Source organism: Scytonema hofmannii PCC 7110, from assembly GCF_000346485.2.
Taxonomy (GTDB): domain Bacteria; phylum Cyanobacteriota; class Cyanobacteriia; order Cyanobacteriales; family Nostocaceae; genus Scytonema; species Scytonema hofmannii.
Map to the genome: position 1 here is coordinate 224075 of NZ_KQ976356.1, position 20319 is coordinate 244393.

The window sequence follows — 20319 nt, forward strand, 5'->3', positions numbered from 1 at the left end:
ACTATGTTTTCAACAGTTAGTATCTGTCTCTAAGAAATCTGTAGATTTATCCTCTTGTTTGAAAGCTTGAGCAAACCTTTTTATATTTGATTGACGTGATTCAGATATGGTTTGTTGTAATAAAACGTGAATATTACTATTCTGTTGATGAAATTCTGATTGTTCGGATTGCAAGTCTTGGTAATTAGCAGATTTTTTCTTTAATTCCTGATTTTGATATTTTAAGTTTTTAAGTGATTCAGTCAGATTTTGATTAATCATAATCGATTCATTCAGTTGATTTTGACTCATCTCTAATGCCTCATTTAGCCGTTTATTCTCTGCTATAAAGTCATACTTTTCTATCTGCTGAGGTGTCAAACTACTACCTCCTACTAAATTGGCAAGAATATTAATTTCTTTTTGTTGTTGCTGGATTTGATAGCGGAGTGCATCAATAATTGCTATTCGTGAAGCCTCAGAAGCTTTTTGGTTAATTGGTGGAGAATTTTTCGGTTGATTGCGAGTTTTTAAGCTATTAATTCGCTCTCTTAACTGAGGGTATTTGTACAAAAATGCTCTTGATACTCCTGATGCTTTGGCAACAGCTTCAAAAGTAATAGGAGTCTTTTGACGTAGTAATTTTTTGATGCCATTCTCCACTTTGGCGAAAGCATTTAAGTGCTTTAACTTAGCAGTATCTGTTAATCCTGAAACATTCCGAATCAAATTTTTCATGTTTTCTCACCTAGCCTACCGTTCAATTGTTCAATCGTTTCTGCTTGCTGGCGGATCAATCCACCCCAAACTGCTAGTTGTTTTTTTAGTTGTTTAATTTCTGAATCTTGCTCTCTAATTCGCTGTTTTAAATTGTCGAGTAGCTGACTCTGAGAGGCACTACTAGGGCGTTGCAATTGTGGTAATTCTACAGCCTTTTCTTGTTGCTTCATCAAAGACCGAATACGTTCTACTAATTCCGGTTGTTTATAAAGCCATCCTAAAGTTACTTTGGCAGTTTGAGAGACTATATTAAAGTTGATTTCCTTGTTTTCTTTAATCAACAGCTTAATGGCTTGTTCAGTACGTTGAAAACAATCCTCACGCTTGCGCTTGGCACTCTTCACTAAACCATTTATATTACGTTTCCACTTCGGCGGCATCGGGTACATCCTGTAGAGCATTAATAATCTTCTTAAAGTCATCAAAAGTAGGGATACCTATTTTCAGCATTAGCTGTTTAATTTGAACAAGAAGAAAAGCTACTCCTTGAGAAGATGTATCAATTTCCGATTGAATCTTTGCAATATCTCCACCCAATTTAGTAATAATAGTTTCGTATTTCCTCACCTCATAGTCGTATTGCTCCAGAACTCGTGAACTAGCTTTACCTTCAGCAAACTTGCGACGTATCAAAGCTGTTTTGTAATGGTCTATGTGAATTGGTAGAAATTCAGGAATAAGAATGTGGTGATAGCAATCAAGACACATATGGTTCTTGACGCAAGGGGATAAAGTTCGCGGTAAAGTACAGATTCCTCCACTATCTGTCAATTGGGCTTCCAGCAAATTTCCTTCCACTATGTATTGCCAGTAGATTTGGAATCTACTATCCTTGATTAAATCGATGACTTCACCGAAACTGGTAATCACTTGATTATTAGCATTAAACTCTTCAATTTTCTTTTGCAGCTTGAATGCATCTTGTTTCCAATAACGAAGTGTCATTTGAATTGATTTATGGCCAATGAAAGCTTGGGCACCAAATAACCCAACTTCATCTGAATTAGCTAATTTACTGATGACAGTATGGCGGTATTTATGAAGATGAATATTAGGAATCTTTCCTTGTTCATCTCGAATATTATGGCGGCAAACTAACTTCTTAAGATTCTGCTTAATTCCATGAGGAACTACTGGCTTAAATTCTCCATTACGACTTCGTGGAGAAGGAAACAAATATGGACAGTCTTCTCCCCACTGTTCTCTGACCCATTGCTGTTGAGAATGTATGGCTTCTATTACCTCCTCAACTTTATGGAAAATAGCAGCAAAGGGTTTAATTATAAATTCATCTACTTTTTCCTGACGATACCTTAACAGCCAGCCTCCAGAGCCATTCTGGATTAAACAATCAAACGGAAGTTCAACTAGCTCACCTGCTCGTAGCCCTCGATTAGCTAATACAATTAGCATCCGTCTCTGATATGGTGGCAATTCATTTATATGCTCTAATAATTGCTGCATAACAAAATCTGAAATGACTGAATCTGGAGGCGATTCTCTAGTATATTTGGGATAATCACTTGGATAAATGAGTCTGACGGGAATATCTAGCCACCTTGAACTATTAAATTCTGCACTTAGCTCATTCGCTAAAAAAAATTGTTCTAATTGAGAAATAAAATTATTTCTGGTTGCTGGATTGGGAATTTTTTGTTTCAGATATTGCAAGTAGTTGATGATAACTGAGCGGTCGATTTGAGCTTCAATGATTTCCGGATAGTTTAATGCTAAATATTCCGAAAAATATTTGACGGCTTTCACGCGATTGCAAGCTGTTGATGGTTTAATTTGTTCTGTATTCAATGCTAGTTTACAGTGACTCTTAATCGCTGTTTTCAACCAGGTTTGAGATATCGCTGTAAAGTTGAGCTTTCTTGCAGAAGTTGGTGGTTTTAGTCCCACCGAAGCGAAAATTAATAATATCTCGAGACCATTCATCTTTATCTATAATTTGTTCTACAGCTTGATGAATAATCGGATTAGCTAATTTTAAAGATGAAACTTTTTCGGGTTTACCTTTCATATTTTTTGTTAAAAGCGTCTATTTTTTCAGTCAGATCTTCAGTTGTTAGATGCCCATATATATCAATTGTGGTCTGCACACTTTTATGTTTAAGTCTCACCTGTACCCAATCCATGGACAATCCATCTTTAAGTAATTCTGTGACATGTGTATGTCTCAACATATGAGGTCTAATATAAAAACCAACTTGATGACTCAGTCGCTTGAACAGGGATAGCACACAGTTGTAAGTCATCGGTTCGCCAATCGCGCCATTATACAGGTTAACAAAAACATAATCACTATCAATTCCTATCAGTTCTTGACTGACATATTCTATATAAAGTCCTATTAATCCTTGAGAAAGACCTGTAATACAATGAGGTTCATCAAACTTCGCTCTAGCATCATTTACATTGTCCTCTCTAGGAACTATTTCCAGCTTCTTAAAGATAGTATTAATATCGCTATGTCTCAATCCCAATGCTCCTCCTATCCGGATACCAGTTTGATATAAAAGCTGAATTAATAATTTATCTCTGTAGCAATTGCAAGCATTAGTTACTTGCTTGACTTGTTCTGAAGTCAGGGTTTTAATATTTTCTTTTCCTTCTTTTAGTTTTAATCTAGCTTTTCTAATTTTTTTACTCTTACCAATCCCATAGAGAAATGGTTTATAAGTACGACGATCTTTTACATATTTATAAATCGGTAGTTCTGCTACCTTTCCTAGGCACATCTGATATTCATAAAAAACATAGACTGCTGACAAAATGGTATTAACTGTTCTACAAGAACGTTTTGGTTGTTCAGGCACAATAAATTCAACTGCACCTGCGGGTCTTCTTAACCATGCTACAAATCGTTGCAAATCTCCAAATTTTACCTCAGCCCACTCCAGACCTCTATCACCTAGAAACTCCCAATATAGCTTTAGGTGATGGGCATTTTCTCGTGCTTAACGTCTACAACGCTTGATTCACAAGGATTTTATTGATGTTGATATATTCACAACAAGAGAAATTAATTTAGTATTATTTTGACTCGGCATCCATCATTTTTTTCGCTTCAATCCAAGACATTAGACTATGAGGTAGCCCTGAAGCATTGGGTCGATTTACTTTAACCAGTAGTTCTCCTTTAATATTTTTAGGCAACTCGATTGGAGACTCGTTAACAATGAAACCTGAATCTATTGCCTGAATATACCATTCTTCAAATCCTTCGGGAAATACTAATTCAAGGGATTCATCTTGGACATTATTTTGAATAGGTTGTAAGACATCTTCTGGTTTTTTCCATCTGTTTTTAATAGCTTTATTTAACCAACCACTAGGATTGGAAACCTCCTGATTATTCAGGGCGTATTTTAAGGCTTCGATAGCTTCTAACACTACCTCTTCTGGATTCTGACGAATTAAAGTTCTGAGAGTGCTATTAATTTTTATTTTCAAATTTTTTAACTCATCTTTTACCGAATCGGGAACCGGAATGTAAGGTGTTCTCTGTCTATTCTTACTATGAATTGATGTCACTTTGCTTTGAGGAGTTAAATTGTAACAAGCCAATTTATTTTTTAATTCGGTATTTTCTTCAGCTAATCTTTCTAACTCGGCGTTAAGTTTTTCATTATGTTGCCTGAATCTGACGACAGTGTTTTCATATTCTGATAATTCAAAGGCTTTACCTGCAAGGGATTCGTTAGCATATCTTAGTTGAGCTACTTCTTCTTCTAAATCTTTAATTCGGTTTTTTAAATAACTGATAATCCGGTTTTTAGAGCGTTCGGAAGCAACAGGTATTACTCTCTTGCCACTGTATCTTTGCTCTTCTCTAAGCTGGAGAATTTTTGCTTTTAATTCCGGATATTTATAAAGGTAGCTGGTAGATACTTGTGCTTCACGGGCAACAGCTTTAAAAGAAATTACTTTCCCTTCTTTTTGTAATTTGTTAATCGCTTTTTCTGTAGCTACTAAGGCCTCTTGTTTTTTTTGTTCGGTGGCAGCAGACAATCTAGCTATTCTTTGTTCTTTATTCTGTTTACTCATGATTATTTGCCTCCAACTTAGAAATAATAAGTATGAGATTTTGTTTAATAGGCTCATTCTTTTTGATTGGTAACTGCCAATTATATTTCTGCGCTTTATCTAAGATTTTATTGAGCCTCGTCAATTGGTCTTTATGGATAGCGAGAAAAGTTTTATTAGTCCGAAAATGAGGACAAATATAACATCCGATATCTCCAGCAATGTCGCAATCACCCAAAATTTTTGGTCTACCACAATATCCATTTGGTAAAGCTATTGCAGATATTTCTTTTGTAAACCATTCTATATCTTGTAAATCAATTTCCAATTCCAGCTCAACTATTTGCCCTGTAATATCAATAGTTCTATGTTGATGAAACTTTTCAAGTTCTTTTCTTAAAGTTTCATCATGAATATGTGCGTAACGTGAAGTCATTACAGGCGATTCATGTCCAAGTAATTTTTGTACTATATGCTGAGGAACACCATTATTAATTGCTTCAGTTCCGAAACTATGCCTGAATTGATGAGATGTAATAATATATAGCTCTCCATTCTCATCAGTGATGTTACACTCTCTACAGAGTTTATTAAGATAAAGAAAAAAACTTCCGAGCAACATGACTTTATTATGTTGAGGAACAAAATCTTTTCCCGATGACCCCATCGTTCTAGCTGTAAATAAATATTTATTCTGAGGATAATATTTCTTCAAAAACTTTTGCTGTGATTGAATTTCTGATGCTAATTGTTCAGTAATAGGCAATCTCGACTCTTTGGGGATTTTTACTCGGAAAACTTTCAGCCACCATTTATTATTACTATCAAGTTCTAAACAATTAAAAGGTATAGTAGCTAAAGTGCTGTATCTCACTCCAGTCTCACGCATGACTGATACCATTGTTTTGACTGGAGTCGGTAATTTCTGTTTATGTTCATCAAATTGTTTTAAAACATATTCTGGAATATAACGGGGTTGTACTTCAGTTTGTTTGAGTCGAGCGTCTTCTAAAAATAAATAATTATTGGTGACAAACCATTTATTTATATTGCCCATCTGTATAAAGGTTTGTAGAGAACCTATTTTATTATTTTTGGTAGTATTTGTATAATCTAGTTTGTTTAAGTAATTCACATAATCTATTATTAATTCTCTCTCTATTTCTTCAACACTAGCTATTTGTGGATAAGATTTTTGTAAAAAATCCGAAAATGTATTTAAACTAATCTTTTTTGAACATAAGCCATGTCCCATCCAGCTTGTATTAATTCTGTGGCATGCGTATGTCTAAATAAATGTGGTGTGATTTTTTCTATTTCTGTTCTTGATTCTAAACTACGGAATAAACTATTCACCCCGTTGTAAGTCATTGGTGTTCCTATTTCCACATTGGACGAATATAAATTTATAAATACATAGTCACAATCGACATCCTCGGGATAATCATATATAAAATAATCGTAGTAAAGCTTAGTAACGCTAACTGGTATATCTACAATTCTCTCGGATTCATTCTTGATATTAGCATCTTCATGATTATCAGCACGAGCTATAATTTTAATTTGATTACGCTGACCATCGCAAATAAAATCCTCATGCCTTAGTCCTAAAGCTTCACCAACTCTTATGCCACTTTCATAAAGTAAACAAACTAATAGCTTATCCCGGCGATTCTTACAAGCACTTATAATTTTTTTTATTTGTTCTTTAGAAAAACAGCCAGGGAAAACTTTCGGTTCTTTTGATCTTAAATATCTTCCTTCAAAAGGTTTGGATTTGTTGATGTGATGAAGTAATCCTTTGTACTTTCTAGCGGCAGAAGGTTTTTCAACAGTAATATTAACATCAACATTTATATTATTCAACCTTTGGTGATAATCAATAAATTGACAGACAGCACTGATTATATTGTTGATGGTTGATTCTCTGCGCTTAGCTACCTTAGTTTCTAGGTAGATAACATTAGGTTTGTATTCAGGACGGCGTAACCAATTAATGAATCCTGATAACTGTTCTAAAGTAATCTCTTTCCAGTCTATCGAGTATTTATCTAAATACTCCCAATAAAGCTTTAAATTGTAAGCATAAGTCCGAAGAGTCTTGGATGAACGCCTCAAGCTGGCAAGATATGAAATATAACTTTGTATGGGTTTTATCGGCTTGTAGTCTCTATCCAATAAAAACCAAACTACCTGACCTGTACTGGGTAGTTTACCTTTTTGTACTTTCATCGTTGTTTGTTGTTGTTGTTATTCTATTATTATTTGTCCACATCGAGTGAATAAGATATGTTAAGCAGTTTGTCGTGTTCGTTGTTGTTATTTGTTGTTGTTGTAAAGAAAATGCCCATAATTTTTGATTGTGTTAGGGGAGCGCTCAAGAGTCTCCATATATCGAATAAAGCTCAAGGGTGGCGCTGATAGGTAAATAGTTATTATCCAGCACCATCCAACTCTTAGAGCCAGTTGATGAATTGACAACCATTTCGACTTTCATTATGTAGTTTACATAGCTTCCATAGCAATACTACATAAATACTACATAACGTATCAAAGTGCAAGTATACTGATACGTTAGATACATTAAATAATGGAAATTACTCAGTACGTATAAGCGCATGAACCCACAAGAGAAAAATTGACTGGGCGCATTCCTGTTGAGCCTCACTCAGGTTATCATAGGTTTGCTGGGCTTTATTGCTGAGAAATTTACCCAATTTACCAATATATTGCTGATAATCCTTAACAGTTAATTTTCCTCGGCTGCGTTTGTGCCATAATTCTTCTAAGGCATACTGTAATAAAGGTAAACTTCCCTCTTTTAATTCTTCCAGCAACAGTGCAATTAAACCATCTTCTACTTCTAAACCAACTTTTTGTGCGGGTTTGGCAATAATTTGCCGATATTGTTCGTCTTCGAGACGACAAGATGGGACTAATACTTGATATTTTGTAATTAAAGGGGCTAATTCACTCATCCCCAAGCATTCATCGAGAAAATCACTTCTGAGAGTGATAATTACTTTAAAATAGTTACCAGCTTTTTTGATTGCACCTAAAATCAAACTGAGAAAATTCATACGGTCTGTTTCTGCTGTCAGGGTAAATAACTCTTCAAACTGATCAATTACTAACACCGATATTTCTTTGGGTTGTTGGCGCAACCATTCCACTAAAGAATCAACTCCTAAATGTAATACCCCTTTTAAAAAATCTGCGTTATCTGGTGCTAAACTCTTTGATAAAGCAGATAAAGGATTATCCCCAGGAAGCATGACCCAAGATTGACAAGATTTATACTCTTCTAATTCAAAATCAAACAACCCTTCCGTTACTAACTGGGGTATAACTCCCGCCCTAACTACAGAAGATTTACCACTACCCGAAGCCCCTACTACGGCTAAGAAAGAGGTAGATTGTAATTTCTCGATAATTTCTGCAATTAATTCTTCTCGACCGTGAAAAAAGTAAGCATCATCTTGGGTAAAAGCTTTTAAACTCTTATAAGGACAAACTTCGATTTCAAATATCTCATTGTAGGAACGTTGTACTTCTACTGATAAAATTTCCATCACTTCAGTAGAACCCGATAACCACAGTTTTAAATTAATATCGGGTTGGGAGTCGCGCCATTTTTGTAATTGGGGAATTAATTCCGAAACCCAAAATTCTCTTTCGGATTCTGCTGCGGTTTCTAATACAGTTACTAATTGATGGAGGAATTTTTTACTATTAGGTATAGAAGTAGTTGCGGTAATCAAACACAGAGATTTATCCTGACTGGGCTGCAAGATGTCAACTAAACTTTTAGTAGTTGCGCTTATGTCTAAAATATCAGCAATAATAATAATTTCCTTAACAGGGGAATTTTGTAACTGTTGACCGAGCCAATTAAGATTGATTCTGATGTCCTGATTGCAAACCAAATCGTATGTTTCTGGATTAGTAGATTCAATTGTTCCTGCTAAATACAACAGAAGAGTTGTCTTACTTTCTTCCTGTAAATAACTAGTAATAACCTGCTGAAGATTTCGCCTCTGCTTATCCCGAACAGAGCAATAATAATAATCAACTGCAAAACTTCCTCTAGCTTGTAGTATTCTACATAGCCTAAGAGCGGCTTCTGAACAAGATAACTTATCGACAATCAAAGCTTTTCTCTGAGTAAAAGTAGTAGCCAAGCCAATAATTAATTCCCCACTACCTCTAGCAATTCGTTGGGGAGTTTGAGAAGCATTTAAAGGAAATCGATTAACTTTTAATTTAGTAGATGATTCTCTTAAAGTTCCCCCCATCCCCTTAAAAATATCGTCTCTGTCTACAAGTTTTTTCTTACATTCAATAAATTTCTTACTACTACGTTCAACATACTTAAACAATCTATCCGCATCAATCTTACCTTCAGTGTTAGCTGCTTTTCCCCCTAAACCTTCAATCAGACAGTAGGTAAATAAGCCATGTCTTAATTCCGGAATTTCCCAAGAACGTTCTGTCTTATTGCAGGAAAGCATAGCATAAAAGTCCTGACTTTGTTCTGCTTGCTGTTCCAAAACGGCTAACAGTTGACCAGTCGGATTTTGTCCAATTCTGTCATCTTGGTGTTGTTCTCCTTCTTGACAAGCATCTAACCAAACAAGTTGACGTTGGGCTTTAGATTGTCTGAGTTCATTTAACAGAATATCTAACTTTAATCCCGTTCCTGCTAAATCTTCTAAATTCGTATCTGCCACACATAAAATTGGTCGATTATTAAAGTCTAGATAACCATGTCCTGAAAAGTAGAATAAAACCGTATCTTCTGGTTTAGCCAAACGAAACTGTTGGATACTGGTAATGATTTCTGATAAATTAGGAGGTTTCTCCCCACCATCGTAAAGAGGAATGATTTCTGTTTTCTGAAACTGTTGAGTAGCTATGGTTAAAGCTTCTGCTAATTCTTTACAATCATTAGCGCAGTATCTCAGGTCGGGAATTTGACTATCTTGATAATGGTTTACTCCGACTAAAACCATCCAGAGTTTAACCCGATCTCGTTCTAACTGTTGTGTGCTAGGATTACTTACTATAGCTGACATCTATAACCTTCAATCCTTAAGTTAAATATTTAAAAACCAAAATTTCCTGACAAGATTTTTAGGTATTGGTTCGATTTCCCAAATCAAACCAGTTTCAGGTGTTAAAATTATACCTACACAAAATATTTCTATAGCCTTTTTCACTTAGGTGAGTTACGCCTCACAAAATGTAAAAATATTATTTTTTGTAAGCAAATTAAGTTTTTCACTTAACTACTAACTAAAAATACTATAACTTTTATATTTTTTAATCAAAAAATATAAAAATAAATAAAATCACATAAATAAAAATAAATTTAAATAAACGCCGAATATTTTCCAGAGTTACTTTACAATAACAATCAAATGCTTTTGGGTTCTAAAAATGCCATTCTTAGAAAGAGAATACTTAGAGTACATAAGCGAACAAATTTTTCCTGGCAATGTACGTCCCGATCTCCAGTATTGGACTTTTATCGAACGTTTTAATCCTAATAATTACTCTATCAGAAGTATTGAAATAGCTGAAGGATTAACCCAAATGCAAGGTAAAGATTATGTATCAGGAATTAATCAGCATATTAAAGAAGTAATAAAAAAAATATATCGCAGATTTCGAGATGAACTAGCTCAAGATGGTATTACCGAACAACAACTTGGGTTAGGGAATCAAGATCCAGGTAGAAAGACATCCGACACAAAAAGTCCTTGGCAGATTGCTTATGAATGGTTGTGGCAGATAAAATATTATCGTTGGCTACAAGACTATATTTGGGACAATTGGAAACAAAGAGCGCAAACTAATGTAGAGTGGATACAGTTTTGCGATCGCTCTCTTGAATATTCTTCTAAAGGAATGAAAATTCCCCAAGCCTTGCCTAAAGAGATTATTCCTATTAATACTCCGTTGAGCTTGAAAATAAATCTCGATAGTCTAGGAAGTTATCTACTGTTGTTCAATCGGGGGTTAGATGCCCAAGGCAATACAACTAAATACTTAGTTACACCTTCTCAAGCTTTTGCTCCTAGCTATCAACTAGTAGAGAAAAGCACCTTGATACCTCTACAGGATGCCATGTGCGACGATATCCAGTTTGATGCCGTTGGGAAAGAAGAATATGTCGGGATTGTAATCGATAAAGCTTTAAATTTACCTTGGCTGAATCCCGACCCAGAGAATCCTGTTCTGGAATGGCAAGGTAAGCATTTAGAACAAGTGTGGGAACAGCTACACGCTCAAGATAACTGGCGAGTTTTCTATCAAGATTTTGTAATTGCTTAACCCCTTGACAAGAAGCAGAGATAGAGGTTATCTGAAAAAATGGAACAATTGCGCGACCTAAAGCATCAATTTTTCTTGGTGCAAGATGCCAGCTATCGAATATTTTTTCACATCCTTAGTTCTTCCTCTGGACAAGATAGCCTTGGCGGTAATCACTCTTCTTTAATTTGGAAGCTAGACGTGCAGACCACTGTTTCATAGGAGTAACTTTCTCAACATGAAGTAGCTGATGACGATAAGTATTGTTACCCGTCAGTTGTGCGATCGCACCCGCAATAAACCGAGCGCAGCGTTCTGGTTGAGACGAGACTTGTTCTTCTGCAAACCGGATAACTAGCCAGTTGGCGTCAACAAAACACTTATTGCGGTAGTCATCTTCTCCGATGCAGTGAGTTGGTTTCCCAGTTGCAAATGAGATAGGCTCATCAACCTCCAAATCTATATGTAAGCCAGTATTGGGTTCAACAATCAGAAAATCAGCCGTAAATGGTAATCGATGTCCTGGAGGAAGCATCACCTGCTGGGGAAAAACAATGTCACCGAAATAATGCTTGAGAACATTTTCAAACAACCCCTCACTTACCCCAATTGGTGCATCTCCTTGTCCATTCGGAAAGACCAAAGGAGTAAATTGTTTTTTCTCTTTCACTAACTCTGGAATACAAACAATCGGATATTCTGGTGTCTTTACCATACTTGCACTACTTCCTCATACCGAGTTTGGAAAACAAGAACTCTCCACAATTATCTGCTTTCGCTACACTGAAAGACAATCAACAAAATACTAAAAGTCAATCAACTTTTTTCCAGTTTTTGAGCAAGAAAATCGGAAAATTATCAGCTGTCAAATCATATAAGCGTTGGATAGGATGCATTTGAGACAGTTGCATTCCAAGAGCATACATGAAATCTAGTTTCAGCGATCTAGAAGACCTTCTAAGCAACAACCACCCCGTTATCGCCTGCGAATCTCCCTTCCAGGAACGAAAACGCCTCCTGACACATATTGCTAGATACTGCCAAGATTCAGGTAAAAAAGCTTACGTTTGGAATTTGAATGAGTCCAGTATTAAGGAACTCAGTATCGATTCGGAAAACAATCTCGTTTTGGGAGAATTTGAGGAGTACAAACCCAAGGTAAAACAAAATTATGTTGATTATTTTCAGGTACTCAATTTCTGGAAAGATTACTCAGGAGAAGGAATACTGATTGTTGAGAATATTTATCCCTGGTTAAAGGAAATTACTCCGAAAGAGACTGATTTCTTCTTGGTAGCGGAGTGGATTAAATCGTCACTCATTAACCTCAAGCTTCATAACCAAGGTAGTGGTAAAACCGCTATGCTGTTGGGAGCGCTCGCAGAAATAACAAGCGAGATGGCGGCTCTTATTCCTCTGTGGACGCAAGAACTGCCAGACATACAAGAAATTATCGACAATTTAATCAATAGCAAGATTCTTCCTGAAACGTATATAGACCAAGACTGGTTATCAGTTGCATATAGTGGGACTGGTTTATATATTTCTGATATTATTTTTTGCTTAAAAGATATTAGCAAAAAACACACTTTAGATAATTCCAGCGACACAGCCAAACTGCTACTATCAAGAAAAATCTCGCTGCTCAATCGGTTGTACGATATCGAGTTCTTACCGCCTCCAAAAATCCAACTTGGGGGGTTGGAACTCATGCAGCAGTCGTTCAAAAAGTTTAAGCGATTGCTGAATCCCCGTGCCAAACAATACAACTTGCGAGTACCCAAGGGGATTATGCTTGTAGGACCACCAGGAACGGGAAAATCTCACTCGGCGAAAGCGTGCTCCCAGAATATGGGCATTCCCCTCATCATGGTGGATTGGGGTAACTTTAGAAGTTTTGGCTCTCTTGCAGAAATTAAACTCAAACGCCTACTGAGACTGGCAGATCGGCTCAACCAAGTCATTTTGTATTTTGATGACTTTGATAAAGGTTTCGCCGGAGATGATGACCTTGCCAAACGGCTTGCAGGTCAGCTATTGACGTGGATGCAGGAGCGCACGTCTGACGTAGTAGTCATCGCGTCAGTAAACCGGATGGAATGGTTACCACCCGAACTGACCCGCGCCGGACGGTTTGACTACATATTTAAGGTAGACCTGCCCAACAACGGGGAAAGATACACGATATTTAAGCTTCATGCTGCCCGATTTGACAAGCGGTTCCGCAATGGTAACGACCCCTGGAGCGAGGACGAGTGGCGGCGTATTCTGAAAGCAACGAACCGCTGTGTGGGGGCAGAAATTCAGACGATTGTCGAGCGTGCTGCTGCTAGTATTTTTTGCACGATGACAGCAGAAGACACATACACTGAGTCAGAACTCCCACCTTTAGAACTTACTATCGAAGCACTGCTTGAAGAACGCCGTCAGATTAACCCGCTTGCAATTCGGGAAGCCGATCGCGTTGAGTCAATGCGGAATAAAGCCGACCAACAAGCTTTGCCTAGCAGCCCCCTTGATGAAAGCAAGTTTGCTGTTGGAAACATTGATATTTTCAGCTAATGAAAGGAGTCAGAATACAGAATTCAGGAGTCAGAAGAACTCCACCGATAAAGGCAGGAGTTTCGCGCTAATGATTGAAAACTTTTTTGTTTCTATTAAAGATTCTAATGAGGCTTTAGACCACCAGGAGTCATTCGTACAAAGTTCTTAAGCCTTACGCAAGCTTTCTCCTGAATTCTGACTGCTGAATTCTGACCACTTGTTTAGGTAGCAGCAAACATTCCAACAGTTCATAAAGTTTTCCATTTTTGACCACTTTACTACTTTATTTATCTAAAATTATGGAAGTTACAAGACAAAACACTCAAAAGGGCATTCAAACTCAACAAGCAAAAACTCCAGAAAAAAGTTTATTCTTCAAACTTCTCAATGTTGTTGGACCAATCGCCGGTTTTACTGCTGCTCTCTCACCCCTACCACTCTACTTTTGGACTCGCCAGCCCCGGTATCTACCTATTGGTGCAACCTTCACCAGTAACAATCAAATAGTTCAACTTGAACTAGCAGACGATAGAGAAGAATATGCCCCCGGACTCAAATTTCGTGACTCGATTCCCAAGAATCGCGGGATGTTATTTGTACTCAACAAACCTGAGAAAGTTAAACTTTGGATGAAGGATACCTATGTTCCCTTAGATATGATATTCCTCCAAGATGGAGTTATTAAATCAATCGTAGAGGCAGTTCCCCCTTGCAAAACCCAAACCTGTCCTAAGTACGATTCAGTTTACCCTGTCAATCAGGTTATTGAACTAGCTGCAGGTAGTAGTAAAACTTTAGACCTGAAGGTGGGCAAGAGACTTCAGTTGGATTTTCTAGAAACCAAAGAGCAGAAGTAAACCGCCTTTTTTGCAATAACACGACAAGGTGTATCTAATGGTTGGAGGAGTACAACTTTACCTTTCCTTTCGGTGTCTGAAGTTGCGAACGAAATGGTACAATTACGCCATCTGCAATTGCAGGTGGCATTTTTTCTACTGTTGACAAAAGCGATTCTGATGGCGGTGATTGTCCATCTGCAACTTTAGCAAGGTTTTCTTCAGTAATCAGTTGTAGTTCTACGCTCGCAGTCCTCAGAACTGTTGCCTTTTTGGATGAAAATAGCAGGTTGTACTTGACGCGATAATCTTTTACTATAAGCGATACTATATATATTAGGTAGTGGGGGGATAAAGTCTATCGCTCAGAGTAGTTCATGTCTTATCCACCTTTATGCGAGCACTTGTGTCATTTATTTAGCTAAAACTTCAGGTGGCAGCAGCGGTAGCTATGGAAGTCCCTTAGTATTATTTGTTAAGAATCTTCTCTATAGCACAAATTACGGAGATTGAACGTGAGTCCCAGACAAACTACCCAACGATCGAGAGCAACAACAAGAAAGCCTAGAAATGTTGGCTCTGCAAAAAATGCTGCTCAAAAGAAGGAAGAAGATTCGACCAATTTGGCGACTACTACGACAGTGCCATTGGATAAGAAAGAAGATTCTTTGGCTGCTGCAAAGATGGTTCCTTTGGGCAAGATTGTCATGGCTAGCAGTCAGCCCCGGCGTTATTTTGACCCTTCTGCTATGCAAGCGCTCTTTGAGTCTGTCAAGCGCGATGGCATCTTAATGCCCCTCTTGGTAAGACCTGTGGGTAATAAGTATGAGTTGGTAGCAGGCGAGAGGCGATATAAAGCAGCACAAGAAGTCGGCTTGACTGAAGTGCCTGCAACTATCCGGGAGATGTCTGAATCTCAGGCAGTACAGTATGCTTTGGTTGAAAACTTGCAAAGAGAGGATTTGAATCCGTTGGAGGAAACGGAAAGCATATTGCAACTTTTGGCGCTGCGATTGGGATGTAATTATTCAGAAGTTCCGCCTTTACTATACAGAATGGAAAATGAAGCGAAAGGGAAAATTACCCGAAACGTTTCGGGTAATGAATCGGCGTCAACGGTAGAACAAGTCTTTACGGAGTTGGGGCGCATGAATTGGCAATCTTTTGTCCGCACCCGACTTCCACTATTGAAATTGCCAGATAACATTTTAGAAGCTTTGCGAACTGGACGCATTGAGTACACTAAAGCGCTTGCGATCGCTAAGGTTTCCTCAGATTCTGACCGTCAGGAAATTTTGGATACTGCGGTAGATTATTCTCTCTCATTGAATGAAATTCGCGAGAAGGTCAAAGCTTTACAGCCCCCTGCTGAAAGCGGGGAAATTCAAAAGCTTTTGGAAAGTACTTACAAAAAGGTCAAAAAGTCTAAGGTGTGGGAGAATCCTGACAAACAGGAGAGGTTGAAATCTTTATTGGCAGAGTTGTCAGCGCTGCTGAGTACGGAAGAATAACTGTGATTAAATCCTTGTTTGGCGTGTAAACACGTAAAGAGATTATACTAATTAGCGAGGGGCATGAGAAACAATTTCAGCCCTTAATCAGTCAACTTTCTGCATGATCCCTGATTTTCAAAAATACCTACAATCTGTGTGTAATGCTTACCAACGTTGGTGGGATCTGTACATCATTACAGATGTTGAAGGGCGTAAAACAGCACAGCGGCAAAACTTACCATCGCCGTTTGATTTTGGCTTGATGGTGGAAACGGTGTCGCCAAAGCAGCAGAACAGAGGTGACACGCAGGAGGAAACCGAACGCTTGCCTGTGCAAGAAGGGTTACGCAAATATGCTGAAAATCATGTGTTACTTGTAGGAAAACCAGGTTCAGGCAAATCTACAGCGTTAGCGAGGCTGTTGCTGGAAGAGGCAGAGAAAACAAAATCCCTAGGGGGTTCGGGGTGCATACCTGTGCTGGTAGAGTTGCGACAATACAAAACTTCAATGCTGGAGTTGATTGAAGATTTTTTGGGAAGGCATGAATTATATCTAGATGTAGAAATTAAAACGTTGCTGCGTAAGGGTCAATTTTTGCTGCTTGTGGATGGGCTGAACGAGTTACCCAATGAAGAGGCACGGCGAGAGTTAAAAACTTTTCGGCAGAATAACCCCAAAACACCAATGATTTTCACCACACGAGATTTGGGCTTTGGTGGCGATTTGGGAATTGAGAAAAAGCTGGAAATGCAACCCTTGAAAGAAGAACAGATGCAGCAGTTTATCCGCGCTTATTTGCCCGAAAAAGGTGAGGAAATGCTGCGGCGGTTAGGTGGAAGGTTGCGGGAGTTTGGGCAAACGCCGTTGCTGCTGTGGATGCTGTGTGACTTATTTAAACAAAGCGGCAATCTACCGCCGAATTTAGGTTTAGTATTTCGCTGCTTTACTCAAAGTTATGTCGGCAACGTCAAAGATGATGTCCCAGTTTCTGGGGAGTCGCGTCGGTGGTGGGAGGAGTTATTGAAGCATTTAGCTTTCACCATGATGCAGGGAGAAACGCCAAAAGAATTGCGAGTCGTCATTGATAGGCAAGAAGCAGAAGAAATTTTGACAAAGTTTCTTGAATGTAAAGTTGATTATCCTTCTAGTCGAGCGAAAGAATGGCTAGAGGATTTACTCAAGCATCATTTAATCCAAGTTACCAGCAATAAAAAAATAGAGTTTCGCCACCAAATGTTACAAGAATATTATGCGGCAGAATACCTATGGCAACTGCTACCTTCTTTAAATGATGACAACCTGCTGAAACAGCATTACCTCAATTACTTAAAGTGGACAGAACCACTAGCGTTGATGTTGGCGTTAGTAGACAATGAGAAGCAAGCGTTAAGAATAGTAAAGTTAGCACTAGATGTGGATTTACAGTTGGGGGCAAGGCTGGCAGGCTCAGTAAAGCAAAATTTTCAGGTTAAAACGGTAACTTTAATTATCGAGCTAAACGTCCCTCAATTACTTAAGAATAGACTATTAGGTATTACACGTTCTGAGGTTGCAATTGATGCTTTAAGGAAAGCATGGAATGATAAAGATTCAGATGTTAGTAGCAGTGCTACTTTTGCATTAGGTCAGATTGGTAGTGAAGCAGCTATTTCAGAACTACTCAAGGCATTAGAAAATCCGAATGTCAATGTGTATCGGAGGGCAGCTGAATGGCTGGCATATCTTGACTGTCAGGCAGCCATTCCAGGATTACGCAAAAAATTAGCAGACCTAAACTCATCTATAAGTAATTCTTGTTCAGATAAAGATGTTTTGCTTTGGATGAGCATTGTCCGGGCACTAGGCAAACTCTCTAGGCAAGAAGCTATTTCAGAATTACATGAAAAGGTTTTGGTCTTAGATGAGCCTTTCAATATGTTCGTTATGCTTGGGGCAGCCAGACTTTTAGGGCAACTTGACGGTGAAGGAGTGCTTCCACAATTGCTGAAAGCTTTAGAAGATCCAAAATCGCATATCCGGAAAAATGCTGCTATCATCTTGGGACAAATGGGCGAAAAAACAGCCATTCCAGGGTTGCTCAAGATATCATCGCAAGATCTAGATGCTATGGTTCGTCTCAGTGCTACGGAGGCGCTAGTAAACTTGGACAGCAAAGTTGCGATTCCAATATTACTAAAAAAATTAGTAGAGCCAGACAATTATATCCGTGAACAAGCTGCTAAGATACTGATAAAACTAAACAGTCCAGTAACATACCCAAACTTGCTTGAACTCTTGAACCATCCAGACGAGAATATTAGCTGGGTGACTACCATAGTTTTGGGACAATTAGGTAAAGAAGAAGCGTTGCCAAAGTTACTTAAGGAATTGAAAAACGAAATATTTGGTGTTCGTAGAACAGCTGCTTTAATGTTGGAACAAGTATGTAGTCAGAAACATATTCCAGAATTACTTCAGACATTAGAGGATCAATACTACTGTGTCCGTAGAAGTGCTGCTATTGCTTTAGGACACCTTGGAAGAAAGGAGGCAATTCCAGAGCTACTCAAAGCATTAAGGCATTATTATCCTTCTGATAATTTTGCGGATGTTCAAGCAGTGAGAAATCTGAATGGTCAAACAGTGATTTTTCCGGGGATAAGTAATGAAGAATTAGAGACATTAGGCAGTGAAGATGCAATTGAATTATGGCTCTGTGAACTCGACAACCTTAATATCTACATAAGGGTTGCGGAAGCATTAGGGAAGATAAGCACTAAAGAAGCAATTGAAGGATTACTTGGGGCGTTACAGTATTCAAGATACCATACTCGTTGGGCTGCTGCTATTGCTCTAGGACAACTCGGTAGGAAAGAAGGAAATTCAGAATTGCTTGAAGCCTTGGATCATCACGATCCTGATTTTCGGAAGAAAGTTGTTGAAGCCTTAAGCAAGTTAGACAATGAAGAAACAATTCAAAAATTACTCAATTGCTTAGAAACTCAAGATAGCTTTGTCTGTAAAGGTGCTGCTGAGGTGTTAGAAAAAATCAGTAGTCCTACAGCCCTGTCTTATCTTTGGGATATACGGCTAACAGGCAGAGAGGAGCTTGCTGAAATTATCGAGGTTATTCAAACACATTGTAAGTTATATAACTACAGAATTGCACAGTCTTCTTCAAAAGTGGAGGAAACTAAAACCAAATCAGAAACTATGAAATACAAAGATTTTCAAATATTAGTTGATAACAATAACAAAATTCGCGCTTCTTCAGAACAAGGTGATGTTTCGGGTGAATTCCACTTGGAAATGGACCAAATTAAATTAGAATTAAATTTAATTAAGCTTCAACAAACAGATAGGGAATTGCTCAAAGATATAGGTAGTAAACTTTACCAAGCGCTTTTTCCTAACCAAATTAACGCTCGATTCCATGCTACTATGTCAGGGGCACAAGCACATGAATACAGCGTCCGCTTGCGCTTAATATTTCAATCTCCCCAATTAGCCGCCCTCCCGTGGGAATTCCTCTATGACGAGGGAAGTAATACCTTTTTAGGAAACAACACCCAAACAGTGCTCTCTCGCTATATTGATGTTCCCCTGCAAAGACGGGTTATAGCCGCTAGTTTACCTCTGAAAGTACTACTCGTCATTTCATCTCCTACTGACTTAGCAAAATTAGACGCAACTGGTGAAGAAACGCTTATTAGGGAAGCACTGAAAAAACACATAGAATCTGGTAAAATAGAGTTAGATGTTATACAAGAAGCTACCAGCCGCAACATTAATCAAAAGCTGCGCGAAAAACTCTACAATATATTTCACTTCATCGGGCACGGTGTTTTTGAGAACAACAAAGGCTACATAGCGCTGGAAAATACTAATAAGACAGCTAAATTGTTGGATGATGAAGGTTTCGCCAACTTCTTCTTGGGCAACCGCAGCTTGGGTTTAGCTGTGCTCAATTCCTGTCAAGGGGCAGAGGTGTCGGAGCAACAAATCTTTGCAGGAATAGCACCCAACCTGGTGCGACGGGGAATACCAGCAGTAGTCGCCATGCAATATCCTATCCTTGACAACACCGCCAAGCTTTTTGCCGATGAATTCTACCGCACCCTTGCCCTGGGCTATCCCGTAGACGCTGCTATCCAAACAACCCGCAATGCCATTTCTCAGGATGTTGGATTAGATAAACGCGACTTTGCTACACCAGTACTCTATATGCGTGCTCCAGATGGAATCATCTTGAATTCATGCACAATCTGAGTAACAACTCTAAAATGCATATGTTGATTCCACTTACAGCTATTCTGAATTTAGAGGAGCAGACAATTAACCGAAATGATACAGTAGGGAA

At 38.2% G+C, this 20319-nt stretch carries 16 protein-coding genes; 6 read left to right on the forward strand and 10 right to left on the reverse strand.

Translation table 11 applies throughout. From position 1 onward, the window contains the following. Positions 1-9: 9 nt before the first annotated feature. From WA1_RS51325 to WA1_RS51345, 5 genes are read right to left on the reverse strand one after another with little or no spacing between them, the layout of a single operon-like run. Complete coding sequence (locus WA1_RS51325) at positions 10-717, reverse strand: DUF6262 family protein (RefSeq protein WP_017740869.1); 708 nt, start codon at positions 715-717, stop codon at positions 10-12. Continuing rightward, the gene (locus WA1_RS51330; RefSeq protein WP_017740870.1) at positions 714-1139 is read right to left on the reverse strand and encodes a DUF6262 family protein; all 426 of its coding nucleotides are present in this window, start codon (positions 1137-1139) and stop codon (positions 714-716) included. The genes WA1_RS51325 and WA1_RS51330 overlap by 4 nt, the downstream gene beginning before the upstream one ends. Continuing rightward, positions 1117-2565 carry a tyrosine-type recombinase/integrase gene (locus tag WA1_RS51335; protein WP_158516809.1) on the reverse strand — a complete coding sequence of 483 codons (1449 nt, stop codon included), beginning with the start codon at positions 2563-2565 and terminating at the stop codon, positions 1117-1119. Before WA1_RS51335 ends, WA1_RS51330 begins: the two co-directional genes overlap by 23 nt. A gap of 19 nt (positions 2566-2584) precedes the next feature. Next, positions 2585-2785, reverse strand: coding sequence for a hypothetical protein (locus tag WA1_RS57975; RefSeq protein ID WP_017740872.1), 201 nt, complete (start codon positions 2783-2785; stop codon positions 2585-2587). After that, complete coding sequence (locus tag WA1_RS51345) at positions 2775-3581, reverse strand: tyrosine-type recombinase/integrase (protein WP_148663100.1); 807 nt, start codon at positions 3579-3581, stop codon at positions 2775-2777. Before WA1_RS51345 ends, WA1_RS57975 begins: the two co-directional genes overlap by 11 nt. A 35-nt stretch (positions 3582-3616) precedes the next feature. On the opposite strand from WA1_RS51345, the gene WA1_RS61215 reads away from it, so the two are divergent. Then, a complete protein-coding gene (locus WA1_RS61215; protein WP_272819495.1) occupies positions 3617-3742 on the forward strand; it encodes a hypothetical protein in 126 nt (41 codons plus the stop codon). 56 nt (positions 3743-3798) lie between these two features. Here WA1_RS61215 and WA1_RS51350 read toward each other — a convergent pair whose 3' ends face one another. The 4 genes from WA1_RS51350 to WA1_RS51365 form a co-directional block, all read right to left on the reverse strand. Further along, positions 3799-4812 (reverse strand): DUF6262 family protein, encoded by a 1014-nt coding sequence (locus WA1_RS51350; RefSeq protein ID WP_017740874.1) that lies wholly within the window; start codon positions 4810-4812, stop codon positions 3799-3801. Further along, on the reverse strand, positions 4805-6046 hold the full coding sequence (locus WA1_RS51355; protein WP_017740875.1) for a tyrosine-type recombinase/integrase: 1242 nt from the start codon (positions 6044-6046) through the stop codon (positions 4805-4807). Before WA1_RS51355 ends, WA1_RS51350 begins: the two co-directional genes overlap by 8 nt. Continuing rightward, a complete protein-coding gene (locus WA1_RS51360; protein WP_017740876.1) occupies positions 6010-7023 on the reverse strand; it encodes a tyrosine-type recombinase/integrase in 1014 nt (337 codons plus the stop codon). The genes WA1_RS51355 and WA1_RS51360 overlap by 37 nt, the downstream gene beginning before the upstream one ends. Before the next feature lie 365 nt (positions 7024-7388). Beyond that, positions 7389-9866, reverse strand: coding sequence for an nSTAND1 domain-containing NTPase (locus tag WA1_RS51365; protein WP_017740877.1), 2478 nt, complete (start codon positions 9864-9866; stop codon positions 7389-7391). Between the two features lie 364 nt (positions 9867-10230). Between WA1_RS51365 and WA1_RS51370 the strand changes: the two genes are divergently transcribed. Then, the gene (locus WA1_RS51370; protein WP_017740878.1) at positions 10231-11127 is read left to right on the forward strand and encodes a hypothetical protein; all 897 of its coding nucleotides are present in this window, start codon (positions 10231-10233) and stop codon (positions 11125-11127) included. A 115-nt stretch (positions 11128-11242) separates the two neighbouring features. Here the strand turns inward: WA1_RS51370 and WA1_RS51375 are convergent, their stop codons facing one another. After that, on the reverse strand, positions 11243-11821 hold the full coding sequence (locus tag WA1_RS51375) for a hypothetical protein (protein ID WP_017740879.1): 579 nt from the start codon (positions 11819-11821) through the stop codon (positions 11243-11245). 209 nt (positions 11822-12030) lie between these two features. Here WA1_RS51375 and WA1_RS51380 point away from each other — a divergent pair, with 209 nt between their 5' ends. From WA1_RS51380 to WA1_RS51395, 4 genes are all read left to right on the forward strand, one after another. Continuing rightward, positions 12031-13668, forward strand: coding sequence for an AAA family ATPase (locus tag WA1_RS51380; RefSeq protein WP_017740881.1), 1638 nt, complete (start codon positions 12031-12033; stop codon positions 13666-13668). 281 nt (positions 13669-13949) lie between these two features. After that, on the forward strand, positions 13950-14507 hold the full coding sequence (locus WA1_RS51385; protein ID WP_026134397.1) for a DUF192 domain-containing protein: 558 nt from the start codon (positions 13950-13952) through the stop codon (positions 14505-14507). A gap of 494 nt (positions 14508-15001) precedes the next feature. Then, a complete protein-coding gene (locus WA1_RS51390) occupies positions 15002-15997 on the forward strand; it encodes a ParB/RepB/Spo0J family partition protein (protein ID WP_017740883.1) in 996 nt (331 codons plus the stop codon). 103 nt (positions 15998-16100) lie between these two features. Then, positions 16101-20228 (forward strand): HEAT repeat domain-containing protein, encoded by a 4128-nt coding sequence (locus WA1_RS51395; protein WP_017740884.1) that lies wholly within the window; start codon positions 16101-16103, stop codon positions 20226-20228. The last annotated feature ends 91 nt before the right edge of the window (positions 20229-20319 follow it).